General features: G+C 45.3%; 12 protein-coding genes. 7 read left to right on the top strand and 5 right to left on the bottom strand.

Annotated features, from left to right (window positions below):
- Positions 1-30 precede the first annotated feature (30 nt).
- The 3 genes from mfd to LVY74_RS04055 all read right to left on the bottom strand — a co-directional run bounded on the left by mfd (position 31) and on the right by LVY74_RS04055 (position 4,799).
- The gene (gene mfd, locus LVY74_RS04065; RefSeq protein ID WP_237814106.1) at positions 31-3,495 is read right to left on the bottom strand and encodes a transcription-repair coupling factor; all 3,465 of its coding nucleotides are present in this window, start codon (positions 3,493-3,495) and stop codon (positions 31-33) included.
- A 117-nt stretch (positions 3,496-3,612) separates the two neighbouring features.
- Positions 3,613-4,119 (bottom strand): ribonuclease E activity regulator RraA, encoded by a 507-nt coding sequence (gene rraA / locus LVY74_RS04060; protein WP_237813947.1) that lies wholly within the window; start codon positions 4,117-4,119, stop codon positions 3,613-3,615.
- Positions 4,120-4,130: 11 nt separating this feature from the next.
- On the bottom strand, positions 4,131-4,799 hold the full coding sequence (locus LVY74_RS04055; protein WP_237813946.1) for a nucleoside-diphosphate sugar epimerase: 669 nt from the start codon (positions 4,797-4,799) through the stop codon (positions 4,131-4,133).
- Positions 4,800-5,002: 203 nt separating this feature from the next.
- Here LVY74_RS04055 and rpsT point away from each other — a divergent pair, with 203 nt between their 5' ends.
- A complete protein-coding gene (gene rpsT, locus LVY74_RS04050; protein WP_237813945.1) occupies positions 5,003-5,269 on the top strand; it encodes a 30S ribosomal protein S20 in 267 nt (88 codons plus the stop codon).
- 44 nt (positions 5,270-5,313) lie between these two features.
- On the opposite strand, the gene LVY74_RS04045 is transcribed toward rpsT, so the two are convergent.
- Positions 5,314-6,057, bottom strand: coding sequence for a histidine phosphatase family protein (locus tag LVY74_RS04045; protein WP_237813944.1), 744 nt, complete (start codon positions 6,055-6,057; stop codon positions 5,314-5,316).
- Between the two features lie 58 nt (positions 6,058-6,115).
- A complete protein-coding gene (locus LVY74_RS04040) occupies positions 6,116-6,967 on the bottom strand; it encodes a 3'(2'),5'-bisphosphate nucleotidase CysQ family protein (RefSeq protein WP_237813943.1) in 852 nt (283 codons plus the stop codon).
- 323 nt (positions 6,968-7,290) lie between these two features.
- On the opposite strand from LVY74_RS04040, the gene purU reads away from it, so the two are divergent.
- From purU to LVY74_RS04010, 6 genes are read left to right on the top strand one after another with little or no spacing between them, the layout of a single operon-like run.
- Positions 7,291-8,160: a formyltetrahydrofolate deformylase gene (gene purU, locus LVY74_RS04035; RefSeq protein ID WP_237813942.1), complete on the top strand. Its 870-nt coding sequence runs from the start codon at positions 7,291-7,293 to the stop codon at positions 8,158-8,160.
- The gene (folD, locus tag LVY74_RS04030; protein ID WP_237813941.1) at positions 8,157-9,065 is read left to right on the top strand and encodes a bifunctional methylenetetrahydrofolate dehydrogenase/methenyltetrahydrofolate cyclohydrolase FolD; all 909 of its coding nucleotides are present in this window, start codon (positions 8,157-8,159) and stop codon (positions 9,063-9,065) included. The genes purU and folD overlap by 4 nt, the downstream gene beginning before the upstream one ends.
- Positions 9,066-9,092: 27 nt before the next feature.
- Entirely contained in the window at positions 9,093-10,331 is a 1,239-nt protein-coding gene (locus LVY74_RS04025; RefSeq protein ID WP_004751791.1) for an FAD-dependent oxidoreductase, read from the top strand.
- A 10-nt stretch (positions 10,332-10,341) separates the two neighbouring features.
- On the top strand, positions 10,342-10,659 hold the full coding sequence (locus LVY74_RS04020) for a sarcosine oxidase subunit delta (protein ID WP_111891710.1): 318 nt from the start codon (positions 10,342-10,344) through the stop codon (positions 10,657-10,659).
- Positions 10,656-13,556 (top strand): glycine cleavage T C-terminal barrel domain-containing protein, encoded by a 2,901-nt coding sequence (locus LVY74_RS04015; RefSeq protein ID WP_237813940.1) that lies wholly within the window; start codon positions 10,656-10,658, stop codon positions 13,554-13,556. Before LVY74_RS04020 ends, LVY74_RS04015 begins: the two co-directional genes overlap by 4 nt.
- The gene (locus LVY74_RS04010; protein ID WP_237813939.1) at positions 13,556-14,221 is read left to right on the top strand and encodes a sarcosine oxidase subunit gamma; all 666 of its coding nucleotides are present in this window, start codon (positions 13,556-13,558) and stop codon (positions 14,219-14,221) included. Before LVY74_RS04015 ends, LVY74_RS04010 begins: the two co-directional genes overlap by 1 nt.
- The last annotated feature ends 2 nt before the right edge of the window (positions 14,222-14,223 follow it).

Genomic DNA, 14,223 nt, shown 5'->3' with positions numbered 1-14,223 from the left:
TCTCCTCGCACTCGAGCGATATTGTCCAGTTTAGTTTGTTGGTAGCTCTCGAATCAGTTCTGCCAAAAGCTCTTTCATAAAACCAATACGTTTTTCATAGTCTTCAAGCATCACCATAATTTTCAGGCGTTGCCCGCCTTCCATACGGAAATACGTCGGCTGACGCTGCATCATTTGAATAATACTAATCGCTTGCACAGGCGTATCTGGCGCAAACTCAATATAACCACCATTGCTGTTAATATCGATTTTGACTATACCGAGTTGCTCTGCCTGTATCCGAATCTCATGCACACTAAACAGTTGCTTCACAGCGACTGGTAAAATTCCAAAACGGTCAATTAATTCCATACGGATATTGTCGAGTTTTTCTTGGGCATTGGTATTACTAATGCGCTTATAGAACAACAAGCGCTGATGTACATCACCCAAATATTCATCTGGAATCAAGGCAGGCATGTGTAAATTGATTTCCGCAGTCAAGCTGAGCGGCGCATCAAAGTTCGGTGTTCGACCCATTTGAATGGCCTTGGTCGCTTTTTCGAGCATTTCCATATACAGGCTAAAACCAATCGCCTGCATTGAACCACTTTGTTTTTCACCCAGTAACTCGCCTGCTCCGCGAATTTCCAAGTCTTCAGTGGCAAGCATAAAACCTGCACCTAAAGTGGATGCTCGTTGAATGGCATCTAGGCGTTTTTCTGCATCGCCTTTCAGACCTTTGAGTGAAGGCACCATGAGATAAGCATAGGCCTGATGGTGTGAACGTCCGACGCGACCACGTAGCTGATGTAACTGAGCCAGTCCCAGTTTGTCAGCACGTTCAATAATCATGGTATTGGCATTCGGGACATCAATCCCTGTTTCCACAATGGTTGAACAGACTAAAACGTTGTATTCCTTGTGGTAGAACTGCTGCATGACTTGTTCAAGTTCACGTTCACGCATTTGTCCATGCGCGACTGCCACCCGTGCTTCTGGCACAAGTACACGAATATTTTCTGCAGCACGTTCAATGGTATCGACTTCATTATGTAGAAAATACACCTGACCACCACGCAGCAATTCCCGCAAAATCGCTTCTTTAATGGTGGCATCGGTGTGTTCTTGCACAAAGGTTTTTACAGCTAAACGGCGTGCAGGTGGCGTGGCAATAATCGAAAGATCACGCATACCACTGAACGACATATTCAAGGTTCGTGGAATTGGCGTTGCGGTCAAAGTCAGCATATCGACATCAGCACGCAAGGCTTTAATTCGCTCTTTATCGCGTACACCGAAACGATGCTCTTCATCGACAATCATCAAGCCCAATTCTTTGAACTGAATATTTTCCTGCAAGATTTTGTGCGTACCAATCACAATATCGACCTTGCCTTGTGCCAAATCTTCAATGACTTTTTGATGCGTCTTACTTGAACCAAAGCGTGATAATACTTCAACCCGAATCGGCCAGTCAGCGAAACGGTCTTTGAACGATTCATAATGCTGCTGTGCCAAAAGTGTCGTAGGTACGAGCACTGCAACCTGTTTTGAGTTTTGCACAGCGACAAATGCTGCACGCATCGCCACTTCGGTTTTACCAAAACCAACATCACCACAGACCAAACGATCCATCGGTTTGGCTTGTTGCATGTCATGCAAAGTTGCCTCAATGGCATTGGCTTGATCGAGGGTTTCCTCATAAGCAAAACCACTGGCAAATTGCATATACAAGCTTTGATCTAGTTCAAAACCATAACCCGGTTTAGACTGACGACGTGCCTGAATATGTAAAAGTTCAGCAGCAACATCATGGATCTGCTCTAAGGCTTTGCGTTTGGCTTTATTCCATGCGTCATTCCCCAGTTTATGCAAAGGTGCTAAGTCAGGGTCGCCACCACTATATCGGCTGATCAAATTCAGATTTGATACAGGGACATAGATTTTTGCAGCATCGGCATAATCAAGCTGCAAAAATTCATGTTCCTGATCATCAATGGTTAAATTGACCAAGCCCGCATAACGCCCCACCCCGTGATCAATATGCACTACAGGCGCACCAATACTCAGCTCGGTTAAACTCCGAACCAGAAATTCTTCAGAAATTTCCTGCTGACGCTTACGACGGCGCTGTACCACCCGATGCTCATACAACTGATTTTCGGAAATCACAGCGAGTTGATCATGAATCACCAAACCACGATCAAGTGGCGCATTGGTAATCGCGATTGAATATTGCTGTTTTAGAAACTGCTGAAAAGACTCAACCTGTGGAATATCACCAAAGCTTGGACGCAATGCATCTTTTAAAGTCTCACGTCGACCTGCACTTTCTGCAACCAACAACACAGGATGACGCATGGCATCGACATACTGCTTGACGTGGCTGAATGGTCGCTCTAACTTGGCATCCACAGGCAGTTTAGGCGGTGCATCAGTACCAAGATTCATCGCACCTGCTTTTTCAGCAATCGGTTCAACGGATACCACGATACGGCGAAATTGATTGACCTGTTCTAGCACCTGCTGTGGTTTTAAAAATAATTCTTCAGGTGCTAATAAAGGCTGATCAACATTGTGACGACGGTCTTCATAACGTCGATATACATCTTGCCAGAACTGGGTCAGCCCTTCATCGAGATCATCGGTATTGATGACGATCGTCTGTTCAGGAAAATAACTGCTCAGCATACTTTCCTGTCGCATCGCCGTTTTTTCAAAGAATAACGGGAGATAAAACTCTAAACCCGAAGATGCGATTCCTTCTAACGCATCTTGATAAATCGGGTTTTTCTTTGGATTTGCCGTTGGGAAACTCTCAGCATAACGCTCACGGAATAATGCTCGCGCTTCTTTGAGTGGAAATTCTTTAGCAGGCAAAATCCGAAATTGCTGAATCGTTTGTGTCGTGCGCTGGGTTTCAGGGTCAAAATATTTTAACGTGTCAATTTCATCATCAAACAAATCAATACGAATCGGTGCTTCCTGACCCGATGCATACACATCGACAATGCTGCCACGTACCGCAAATTCACCATGATCGTACACAGTATCGACCAGTTGGTAGCCTGCCTGAATCAGACGTTTTTTCTGTTGTTCTAAGTCAAATTTTTGCCCGACTTTTAAGTCGAAATGCGCCCCAAGTACCCAAGACACAGGCGCAACGCGCTGAGCAAAGGTCGAAGCTGAAACAAGTAAAATACCCTGCTGAGGCATATTGGCTAAAATCGCCAAACGCTCGGAAACAATATCCTGATGCGGTGATAAACGGTCGTAAGGTAAAATTTCCCAGTCTGGAAAAATGGTCGGCTTTATTCCATAAAATTCCAGTTCACTTTCCAACTGCGCCAAATGCTGGTTATTGCGTGCGATCAGCACAAATAACTGAGGGAACTGCTCAGCAATTTCTTTAAATAAAAGCGCACCTGCCGAACCGAGTAAACCACCGATCCAGCGTTTTTCATGTTGTTTAAACTGATTGAGTTTTAATGCAGAAATTTCTTTGGTAAAAATAGACATGGAATCAAGTTTTAGCCCGTTTTTCATAGGCCAAATACTACCATGTCTATTCTAGGCTGGTCAGAATAATCCGTTAAAATTTAGATTCATTTTTAAATTCAGCAGATTAGATTAAAGATCAACCAACTTTTCTTCTGAAATAATAATGCCATTGTTATCTGCATACAGATAAGACTCAGGAATAATTGTCACCCCACCAATATGCAAGGCAACATCAACAACGCCCACACCTTGACGGTTACTTTTTTGCGGAATAGCAGCCAAAGCATGTACCCCTAAATCAAGTTCTGCCAAGGCGTCGACATCACGCACGCAACCATAAATCACCACGCCATTCCAGTGATTACGTACCGCAGATTCTGCAATCAGATCGCCCATGAGCGCACAGCGCATCGATGCACCCCCATCGACCACCAAGACTTTACCTGTGCCATCACTCGCCAGTAATTCTTTAACACGAGAGTTATCTTCATAGCATTTGACTGTCACGATTTGCCCGCCAAAGGTTTTGCGACCACCATAACTTTTAAAGAATTTATTGTCTAAACTTGGCCCAAGTACCTGAATATTCTGTTCAGGGTGATCGTCCAGTAAATCACAGGTTACAAATGCTGTCATTGCGTGCTCCATCATTTTGTGTTTTGTATGTCTAAGTTATTATAAATTCGAATATGCTCCGTTTGTAGCATTCCTGCCGCGACCATAGTCTTAGCCACTTGCGATGCGGTGACAGGCTTATATGTGTAATGCTCAGGTAAAAATCGCTCTGTCAAATGAAAAAGTTTCTGACTGAGACCTTCAAAAAAACGCGATTGCGAACGCTCACCAATCAACAACGATGGACGCAAAATGGAAATGGTGTCGAGATTAAATGCCTGCACATCGCGTTCTAGCTCTCCCTTCACCCGATTATAGAAAAAATGCGAACTGGCCGATGCACCTGCGGCACTCACCAAGACATAATGAATATGCTTGTCCTGTAACAGCTCAGCAAAATGCATGTTGATGATATAGTCAGTATCATAGAATGCCTGACGCGAACCCGCCTGTTTTAGTGTTGTGCCTAAACAACTAAAAGCATGCGTATGCTGACTGACATCTTCTTCATTCAGTAATAAAAAGTCATCTAAGATAAGCTGCTGAATCTGACTAAAAGTACAATATTGAGGCTGTTCACGACGAACAACAAGGGTAATTTTTTGGCATTCGGGAAGTAGTAGCAACTGTTCTATGAGTTGCCGCCCCACCAAACCTGTTGCGCCAATCACAATTGCACTTTGGATTTTTAGCTTTTGCATGCTTGAGATCATCTATCACCCTAATTATGCTTATATTTTATACTGTTTTGATCAGCAAAAGTCGATCAAACCCTGATAATACTTGACTTCATAACGCTGATTCATCAAAATATTGCACTTGTTTACGGGCTGGTGAAAGCGATCTGAGTAGTTTCAGTATTGTTTCAGCCCGCCCAGACCAATCTATTTGAAGGAGTGCAAGAGTGGCAAACTCTGCTCAGGCAAAAAAACGTGCGCGTCAAAACGTTGTAGCGCGCAAACACAACGCAAGCTTGCGTTCTATGGTTCGTACTTACATCAAACGTACTTTAAGTGCAATTGCAGCTGGTGATTATGCTGTTGCTACAGACGCTTACAAAAAAGCTGTTCCTGTTATCGACCGTATGGCTGATAAAGGCATCATCCATAAAAACAAAGCTGCTCGTCATAAGAGCCGTTTGAATGCACAAGTTAAAGCGTTAGCTAACTAATTTTGCATTATAAAAAAGCCCCAAATTTGGGGCTTTTTTATTGCTTATGAATTATCTTTTTGCTGAACAAATTCGCGAATAGATAACTGGTAAATCTTGCCACGCCAAATCCATTTCAAAACACTATCTGCGAAATTATCACCTTCAAACCAGACAAAGACCCCTTCCATCATTTCAGGCCAGTCGCTTTTCTCAAGCTGCATCTGATTTCGCATCACTGCAAGCATCGCAGCAATAATCGTATCATGACTAACTGCAAGCGTTAGACCACCACTGTTTTGTGGATGGGCGTTATACAGCAGCTCAAGCACATCCGCGACACCCGTAATCGGATGCTTCATGCCAGGTAAAGCATTATTCACAAAACTATTAATAAAGCCTAATGCACCTTGCTTTCTAAAATATGGTGCAGCCTGCTGAATATCGAGGACAAAACTTCCTGGTTCAACCAGTAAACCCTGCTCAACAATTTCAATATTATGGGTATTTGGACGCTGAGTGACCTGATCTGCCCCTTGAATCATCAATGCAGCAGTATCGACACAGCGCTGAATCGGGCTCGACATACACTGTTCAATGACTCGCCCTGTATTTTCAATCAGGTAGCGACCCCATGCTTGTGCAAGCTCACGTCCCTCATCTGTCAGTTGCAGGTCATATCCAGCAAGTCCCTGCCCAGCGACCATTTCACGAACCGAATGTCGTGTAAATAAAGTCACAGGCGTGATGCTATCAGGGAGTAATTCGATTGCCTGATACATACTTTGAGGTAATAACTGTAATGACATTCTTCTAGATTCAAGTGGTTACTTGTGCACTATATCATGCTGCTTTTGGACTGCAATGTCATTTCGTCATTAGGCGAAGTGCATTCAGCGCGATTTCCTGATATGCAGGCTGAGCGAAAGCAATGAAACCATCATTGAGTAAACGGTGACGCTGATTATAAATGAAAGGTTCTCCTGCCAAGCTCACCAATCCACCACCCACACTTTCGAGCAAACCTTGCCCTGCACTGGTATCCCATTCTGAGGTTGGATGAAAACGTGGATAGATGTCGATTTTACCTTCCAACATCATGCAAAATTTATAAGCACTGCCTGCCTGAGAAGTTTCAATTACATGACTTTTCTGCAAAATCTCGATAAATTCTTGATACTCTGGCTGTTTACTACGATGACTCAGCCCAACTTGAATCGGCTCAATCTGCTGCACTTCAGGCGCTTGATAGGCAAACCACTGCTGTTGCTCGGCATCGTACTTATAAGGATGCTGATCCAAATAACCGATATAAATCAATTGCTGTGCGGGAATGGCTATTGCAGAAAATAAGGTTTTACCATTTTCGATCTGGCTGAGATTAATGGTAAATTCTGGGCGCTGATGCAAAAATTCTTTGGTACCATCTAAGGGATCAAGCAACCAGCAGCGTGACCAAGTATGCCGTTCATGATGTTCATTTTCTTCCGATAAAAGTGGCAGTGCTGGCGTGAGCTTTTGTAATGCTGTTTCAATAAACTGATTGGCTTTTAAATCGGCCTGAGTTACAGGCGAATCATCGTGCTTGGTCTGCACATGAAATTTCTCACCCTGACAGAATGTCAGGTATTCCTGCCGAATAATTTCGCTAGCTTGATGCAAAATCTGCACAACAGCCTGCATTAATTCATCATTGGGATGGATACTTGGCACGAACATGATTGCTTCTCATTTTCACAATCTGTTCATCATAACGCCTCATCTTTTGAAATACAGCTCAATTCATTAGATTTTTTGAGTTTGCTGAAAATCTCGGCACAATCTTTGCTTTATTCCCTAGAAGAAAAAATATTGCACAATAATATGATGCTCTACTCCTAATGAGATACCTCACAAAAGTTTCCTGTCAGGAAAAAATAATTCAAAAAGTGCTAGACGGCGTGGTTAAATTTTTATATAAATTACCTTGAAGAAAATATTTTTCCCACGAAGAATTTTAAAGGGGAATTTTCCTAAAGACCACACGGCGAGGAAGCACCACCATGGAACACAAGCAAGTTGAGCAATATGTATTAAAAATTAGTTGTCCTGCGGCATCTGGAATTGTTGCAGCGGTTTCAGGGTATTTAGCAAGTAACGGTTGCTATATCAGTGAGATGGCACAATTCGATGATGAAACTACAGGGCATTTCTTTATGCGTGCTGTGTTCCGTTTCAATGCTGGGGTTGATGGAGATCTTGAACAACTCAAAGCCAATTTCAATGAGATTGGTGAGAGCTTTAACATGCAAGCCACTTTTTACGATCAAAGTAAGCCTGTTAAGGTCTTGATTATGGTCAGTAAATTTGACCACTGTCTATTAAACTTATTGTATCGCTATCACAAAGGCGAACTTGATTTTGAAATCACCGCGATTGTATCGAATCACTTAGATTTACGTTCAGTTGCAGAGCGTGAAGGCATTCGCTTCATTTACTTACCTGTGACCAAAGACAATAAGTCTCAGCAAGAACAAGAGCTAATCAAAATCGTGGATGAAACTGGCACTGAATTGGTGATTCTTGCGCGTTATATGCAGATTCTTTCCAATAACTTGTGCAAACAGTTATCGGGTCGTGCCATCAACATTCACCATTCATTCCTTCCAGGTTTTAAAGGTGCAAAACCGTATCACCAAGCATTTGATCGTGGTGTGAAACTGATTGGTGCAACAGCGCACTTTGTCACTAGCGACTTGGATGAAGGCCCAATTATTGAGCAGGCTGTGCAGCGTGTAGACCATGCCTATATGCCAGAAAATCTGGTGTCTTTAGGTCGTGACACTGAAACCATCGCGCTGTCTAAAGCGGTGAAATACTTTGTCGAACACCGTGTATTCCTCAACGACAATCGTACGGTGGTGTTCAAATGAGTCTACTCAGCCAATTTACTGCGTCTGAAAGTACCGTGATTGATGGTAAAGCCACCGCTGCACAGGTACTCGAAGAAGTGAAACATGATGTCGTCGCATTACAGCAGCAAGGCATTAGTCCTTGCCTCGCTGTGGTGTTGGTCGGTGAAGACCCTGCAAGTCAGGTCTATGTGCGTAACAAAGTCGAAAAAGCGCTGATGGTTGGCATCCGTTCACTGGAATTCCGCTTCCCTGCTGAACTGAGCCAAACAGAACTGCTTGCCAAAATTGATGAACTCAATGCTGATCAAAGCGTACATGGCATTTTGGTACAACTGCCATTGCCAAAACATATCGACGAAATCGCTGTTCTGGAACGTATTGATCCGAAAAAAGATGTCGATGGTTTCCACAGTGAAAATGTCGGCGGTTTAAGTCAGGGGCGTGATGTGCTCACCCCGTGTACGCCAACAGGCTGTATTCGCCTGCTAAAAGACACTTTGGGCGATCTGACTGGGCTACACGCAGTTGTGGTTGGACGTTCCAATATTGTCGGAAAACCGATGGCGGCTTTACTGCTCAAGGAAAACTGCACCGTGACTGTGGTGCATTCCAAAAGTCAGAATTTAGCACAGCTTTGCCAGTTGGGTGACATTGTCGTGGCGGCAGTCGGACGCCCACGCATGATCAATGCGTCTTATTTAAAGGCAGATGCGGTGGTGATTGATGTTGGCATTAACCGCATTCAGGAAAATGGCAAGAACCGTTTGGTCGGCGATGTGGACTATGAAGATGTCCTGCCGATGGTCAGTGCCATTACCCCTGTGCCTGGTGGTGTTGGCCCAATGACCATTGCCTACCTCATGAAAAATACCGTACATGCCGCACAGTTGCAGCATGCACAAACCCATTCAACTTCCGTTTAAGTCAATGCCGAGCGCTGTGGAGGACTCATGCCATTTAGTCTACTGAAATATGGATTAAGTTCTGAATATCCTGTCGAAGTGGATTTACCTCCACCGACAGCTCTGAAACCGCATTATGATGTGGTGATTATTGGCGGTGGTGGGCATGGTCTTGCGACAGCCTACTATTTATCTAAATATCACGGTATTACCAATATTGCGGTTTTAGAAAAAGCCTATTTGGGTGGAGGCAATACTGCGCGGAATACTGCTGTGATTCGCTCCAACTACTTAACCTCTGAAGGCGTCGAGTTTTATGCCGAATCGGTCAAAATGTTTAAAAATCTCTCCAACGAGTTCGATTTCAACATTATGTACTCCGAGCGTGGACAGCTGACACTGGCACACACTGACTCGACTGTCCGTGCCTTCCGCCAACGTGCCGAAGTCAACAAGCACTTTGGTGGTCGTACCGAAATGCTGGATCGTCAGCAAATTAAAGAACTCGTGCCTTGCTTAAATCTCGATCCTGCACATTTGCCTGTATTGGCTGGGCTTTGGCATATCGATGGGGCAACTGCACGTCACGATGCTGTGGCTTGGGGTTATGCCAAAGAAGCGGCAAAACGTGGTGTAGAAATTCATCAGCTGACCGAAGTACAGGATTTGGTGATTGAGAACAACAAAATCAAAGCCATTAAAACCAATCGTGGCACAGTGCAATGTGGCTGTGCCGTTCAGGCGATTGCAGGGGCATCTTCGATTTTGATGGCAAAAGCCAAAATCCGTGCGCCAATTCAGACCTTTCCGTTACAAGCCATGGTGTCTCAGCCATTTAAACCATTCCTGACACCTTTGGTGAGTTCATCGGCTTTGCACTGTTATGTGCAACAAACCAGTCGTGGTGAAATCGTATTTGGTGGTGGTTCTGACCCATACCCACTATATAACACCCGTTCAACGTTGGACTTGAAAGAAAGTTTGCTCGCCCATGCCATTGAAATGTTCCCGTTCATGGCAAATGTCAAACTGATGCGCCAATGGGCAGGGATTACCGACATGACCCCTGACTACAGCCCGATTATGGGGAAATCTCCTGTAGACAATTACTACCTCGATGCTGGCTGGGGCACATGGGGCTTTAAAGCCACGCCAATCTGCGGCAAGACTATGGCGGAACTGGTGGCAACAGGCAAAACCCCTCGCCTGATTGAACCTTTTGCACTGGAACGTTTCAGCACCTTCCAGCAAGTCAACGAAATGGGCGCAACAGCAGCAAGCCACTAAGGAGAATCTGATGAAAATTATGCCTTGTCCACTCAATGGTCCACGCAATATCAGTGAATTTGTCTATGGTGGCGAACTCAAAGAGATGCCTGACCAGAACCACTGTAGCGATTTAGAGTGGGCAGATTATGTCTTTAACTGCGACAACCTTGCGGGTGTGGTACGTGAATGGTGGATGCATGCGCCAAGTAGTTACTGGTTTATTGCGGAACGTAACACCATCACCGATGAAATTTTAAAAACCTATGACCCCAAAGAGCTGTTTCAGCAACGGGTCGAATTTAGTGAAAGCAGCCCATCTTCAGTTCACAAGGAGTCTTTGACATGAACCGATTACCTCTCCCTTATGGGCTGTTAATCAATCGCCAACAGCCTGTCGAATTTGAATTTGACCATAGCCGTTTCCAAGGCTTTGCAGGTGACAGTATTGCCAGTGCACTTGTCGCCAACCAACGCTGGATCATGTCACGCTCATTTAAATACCATCGTCCGCGTGCACCGCTGACCATGGCAGGACAAGATGCCAATACCTTGGTACAACTGCCTGAAGAAGCGAATGTGCTTGCCGATACCACAGTAATCAAACCAAATATGCAGGTCACTGGACAAAACTTTTCGGGTTCACTCTTAAAAGACTCCGATGCCTTTTTGGGTAAATTCTCCAAATTTATGCCTGTCGGGTTTTACTATCGCTCTTTCTATAAACCGAAAGGCGCTTGGAAACTGTGGGAACCCCTGATTCGTAAAAAGGCAGGCTTGGGTATTCTGGATCTGAACTTTCAGCCTGAATATTACGACAAAGCCTATTTGTTTACCGATGTTGCCATTATTGGTGCAGGCCCTGCGGGTTTACAAGCCGCGCTGACCGCAGCAGAATTAGGTGCAAAAGTTTTACTGGTTGAACAAGAGAAAATCTTGGGTGGTAGTCTGAACTATGCTCGTCTGGATGCTTCAGGCAAGAAAGCCGCTGAAATCAAACAACGTTTAGTGAGTGCGGTTGAACGCCATCCACAGATTACGGTACTGACTGAAGCCACCTGTAATGCATGGTTTACCGACCATTATTTGCCCATTATTCAAGGCAAACGTATGTACAAAGTTCGCGCAGCGCAATGTATTGTGGCGAGCGGTAGCTTCGATCAGCCTGTGATTTTCCGTAACAATGACTTGCCTGGTGTGATTCTGTCGAGCGCAGCACAACGCCTGATGAAACTCTATGCAGTGAAACCTGCGCAAACAGTGGTGGTGCTCACTGGGCATGATGATGGTTATTTGACTGCACTGGATTTGGCTGAGGCAGGCGTGACCGTCAAAGCTGTGGTGGATATGCGCCCTGTGGCATCGGATACCAGCTTGTTAAGCGCGGTCAAAGCCAAAGGCATCACCTGCCATTTAAGTAGTACTGTCTATGAAGCCTTACACAGCAGTGGCATGCAGCACCTGACAGGTGTAGATGTGCGCCGTATTGTGGCTGAAGGTCAAGTCGATGCTCACGCGCAGAAAATTGACTGTGACGTGCTGTGCATGTCAGCAGGTTACATGCCTGTGTATCAATTGCTCTGTCAGGCAGGTGGCAAACTCAGTTATGACGATCAACAGGCGGCATTTAAAATTTCAGGTCTGCCAAAAGGCTTGTTGATTACAGGTTCGGTCAATGGCATTCACCAGATTGAGCATGTTTTACAAGATGCCAGCTACATTGCCCAAGTTTCGGTGGCTGCTTTACGTGGTGAAGATGCAAGTCAAATTGCTGCGCCAAACTTTAAAGAAAGCTCAATGAATTTTCCTTGGCCGATCTTTGAACATCCTAAAGGTAAGGAATTTGTCGATTTCGATGAAGACCTGCAAATTCGTGACATCGTGAATGCCACAAAGAGTGGTTATCGCGATGTGCAACTGGTTAAACGCTTTTCGACTGTGGGTATGGGACCGTCTCAAGGACGTCACTCTGCATTGCCAACCGCACGTTTGGTGGCAAAATCCACCCAGCGTAGTGTTAGCGAAACAGGTGTGACGACAGCGCGTCCTCCGTTTACGGTCGAGAAACTGGCACATGTTGCGGGGCGCGGCTTCGACCCATTTCGCCAAACCCCAATGCATGCTCGCCACCTTGCTGCGGGTGCAAAAATGATGCCTGCGGGCAACTGGCAACGTCCTGCATTTTATGGCAATCCTGAACAACGCCTGCAACACATTGCTCGTGAAGTGCTCAACGTGCATCAGAATGTCGGCATGATTGATGTGTCTACCCTCGGTGGTTTGGATGTCCGTGGGCCAGACAGCGCCGAGTTCTTAAATCGTCTCTATACCTTTGGTTTCGCCAAACTTGCGGTTGGAAAAACCCGTTATGCGGTCATGGCAAATGAACATGGTGTGGTGATTGACGATGGTGTAGCAGCACGCCTAAGCGACAACCATTTTTATGTGACGGCAACCACCAGTGGTGTCGATCGAATTTATCAACAAATGTTGAAATGGAATGCCCAATGGCGTCTCAGTGTCGATATTGCCAATGTCACTACGGCCCTTGCTGCACTCAATATTGCAGGCCCGAACTCACGCCAAGTGATGCAGAAAGTCTGTCAGGACGTGGACTTGTCCAATGCAGCATTCCCTTACTTGGGTGTACGCACTGGCACAATTCATGGCATTCCTGTACGGATTTTACGGGTCGGTTTTGTCGGTGAACTCGGCTATGAAATCCATTTCCCTGCACGTTTTGGCGAGTATATGTGGGATACCCTCATGCAGGCAGGTCAGCTATTTAACATGCAGCCATTTGGGGTGGAAAGTCAGCGTTTACTACGTCTTGAAAAAGGTCACATTATCATTAGCCAAGATACCGACGGTATGACCCATCCACAAGAAGTCGATTTGGGCTGGGCGGTGGCACGCAAAAAACCGTGGTTTGTCGGCAAACGCTCCATTGCGATTTTGGAAGCTCAGCCGTTGAAACGCAAACTGGTCGCCTTTGAGCTAGACAAACATCAGGCTCAACCGCTTGAAGGGCATATCGTGCTGAATGGTGACAAAATCACGGGCAACATTACTTCTTGTGAATACTCGCCAACCCTCGACAAAATTATTGGCTTGGCCTATGTCGGCATTGAACAAAGTGAAATCGGGCAAAACTTCCCGATTCGGGTAGAACACGGTGCAATGGTGCATGCCAAAGTCGTCAAAGCGCCATTTTATGATCCAGACAACCAACGGCAGGAGGTTTGATGATGCAAACTCTAGCAACAGAACGCAGCCCGATTGCACAACAACCTTACAATGCTTTTGGGCGGAGCAAACGCGAATTTTTAAGCGAAGCGACTTCACAGGCGGAACGTAAAATTCAGCACTGTGCAGTGGTGGATCTGACCAATCTATCCCGTGTCGGTTTTCGTGGCATAGACAGTGCAGCCTACTTACACCAGTTTGGTTTTAGCCTGCCTGAACGTCCAAACCATGCACTTGCACAGGTTGATGGTAGCTGGATTGCCCGCCTGTCGATGACTGAATATTTAGTTTTAGGCAGCCTGCATGATTTTGGTGATCGGGTTGCCCAACTCGAAAATGACTGGCAGTACAATGAGCAATATGCCAACTATTTGCTACCCCGTCAGGACAGCCATGCATGGATTCAACTCACAGGTCAGTTCAATACTGAAATTATGGCAAAACTCTGTGCGGTTGATTTATCGCCTGAAGCCTTTGCTGTCGGTAAAGTGGCACAAACCTCGGTGGGACGGGTCAATGCCATTGTGATGAATGTCGGCGATCAACAAACCCAAAAACTGAATATCTTATGTGACCGTGCCGCAGCACTTTATTTGTGGCAAGTTCTGCAAGATGCCATTTCGGAATTTGGCGGTGAGATAAGCGGGATTGAAGGGCTAATTTAAAT

The organism is Acinetobacter sp. ME22, from assembly GCF_022012315.1.
In the GTDB taxonomy this organism is placed as follows: domain Bacteria; phylum Pseudomonadota; class Gammaproteobacteria; order Pseudomonadales; family Moraxellaceae; genus Acinetobacter; species Acinetobacter brisouii_A.
Note: the sequence above shows the minus strand (reverse complement) of the source record. Positions and strands in the feature narration are given on the sequence as shown.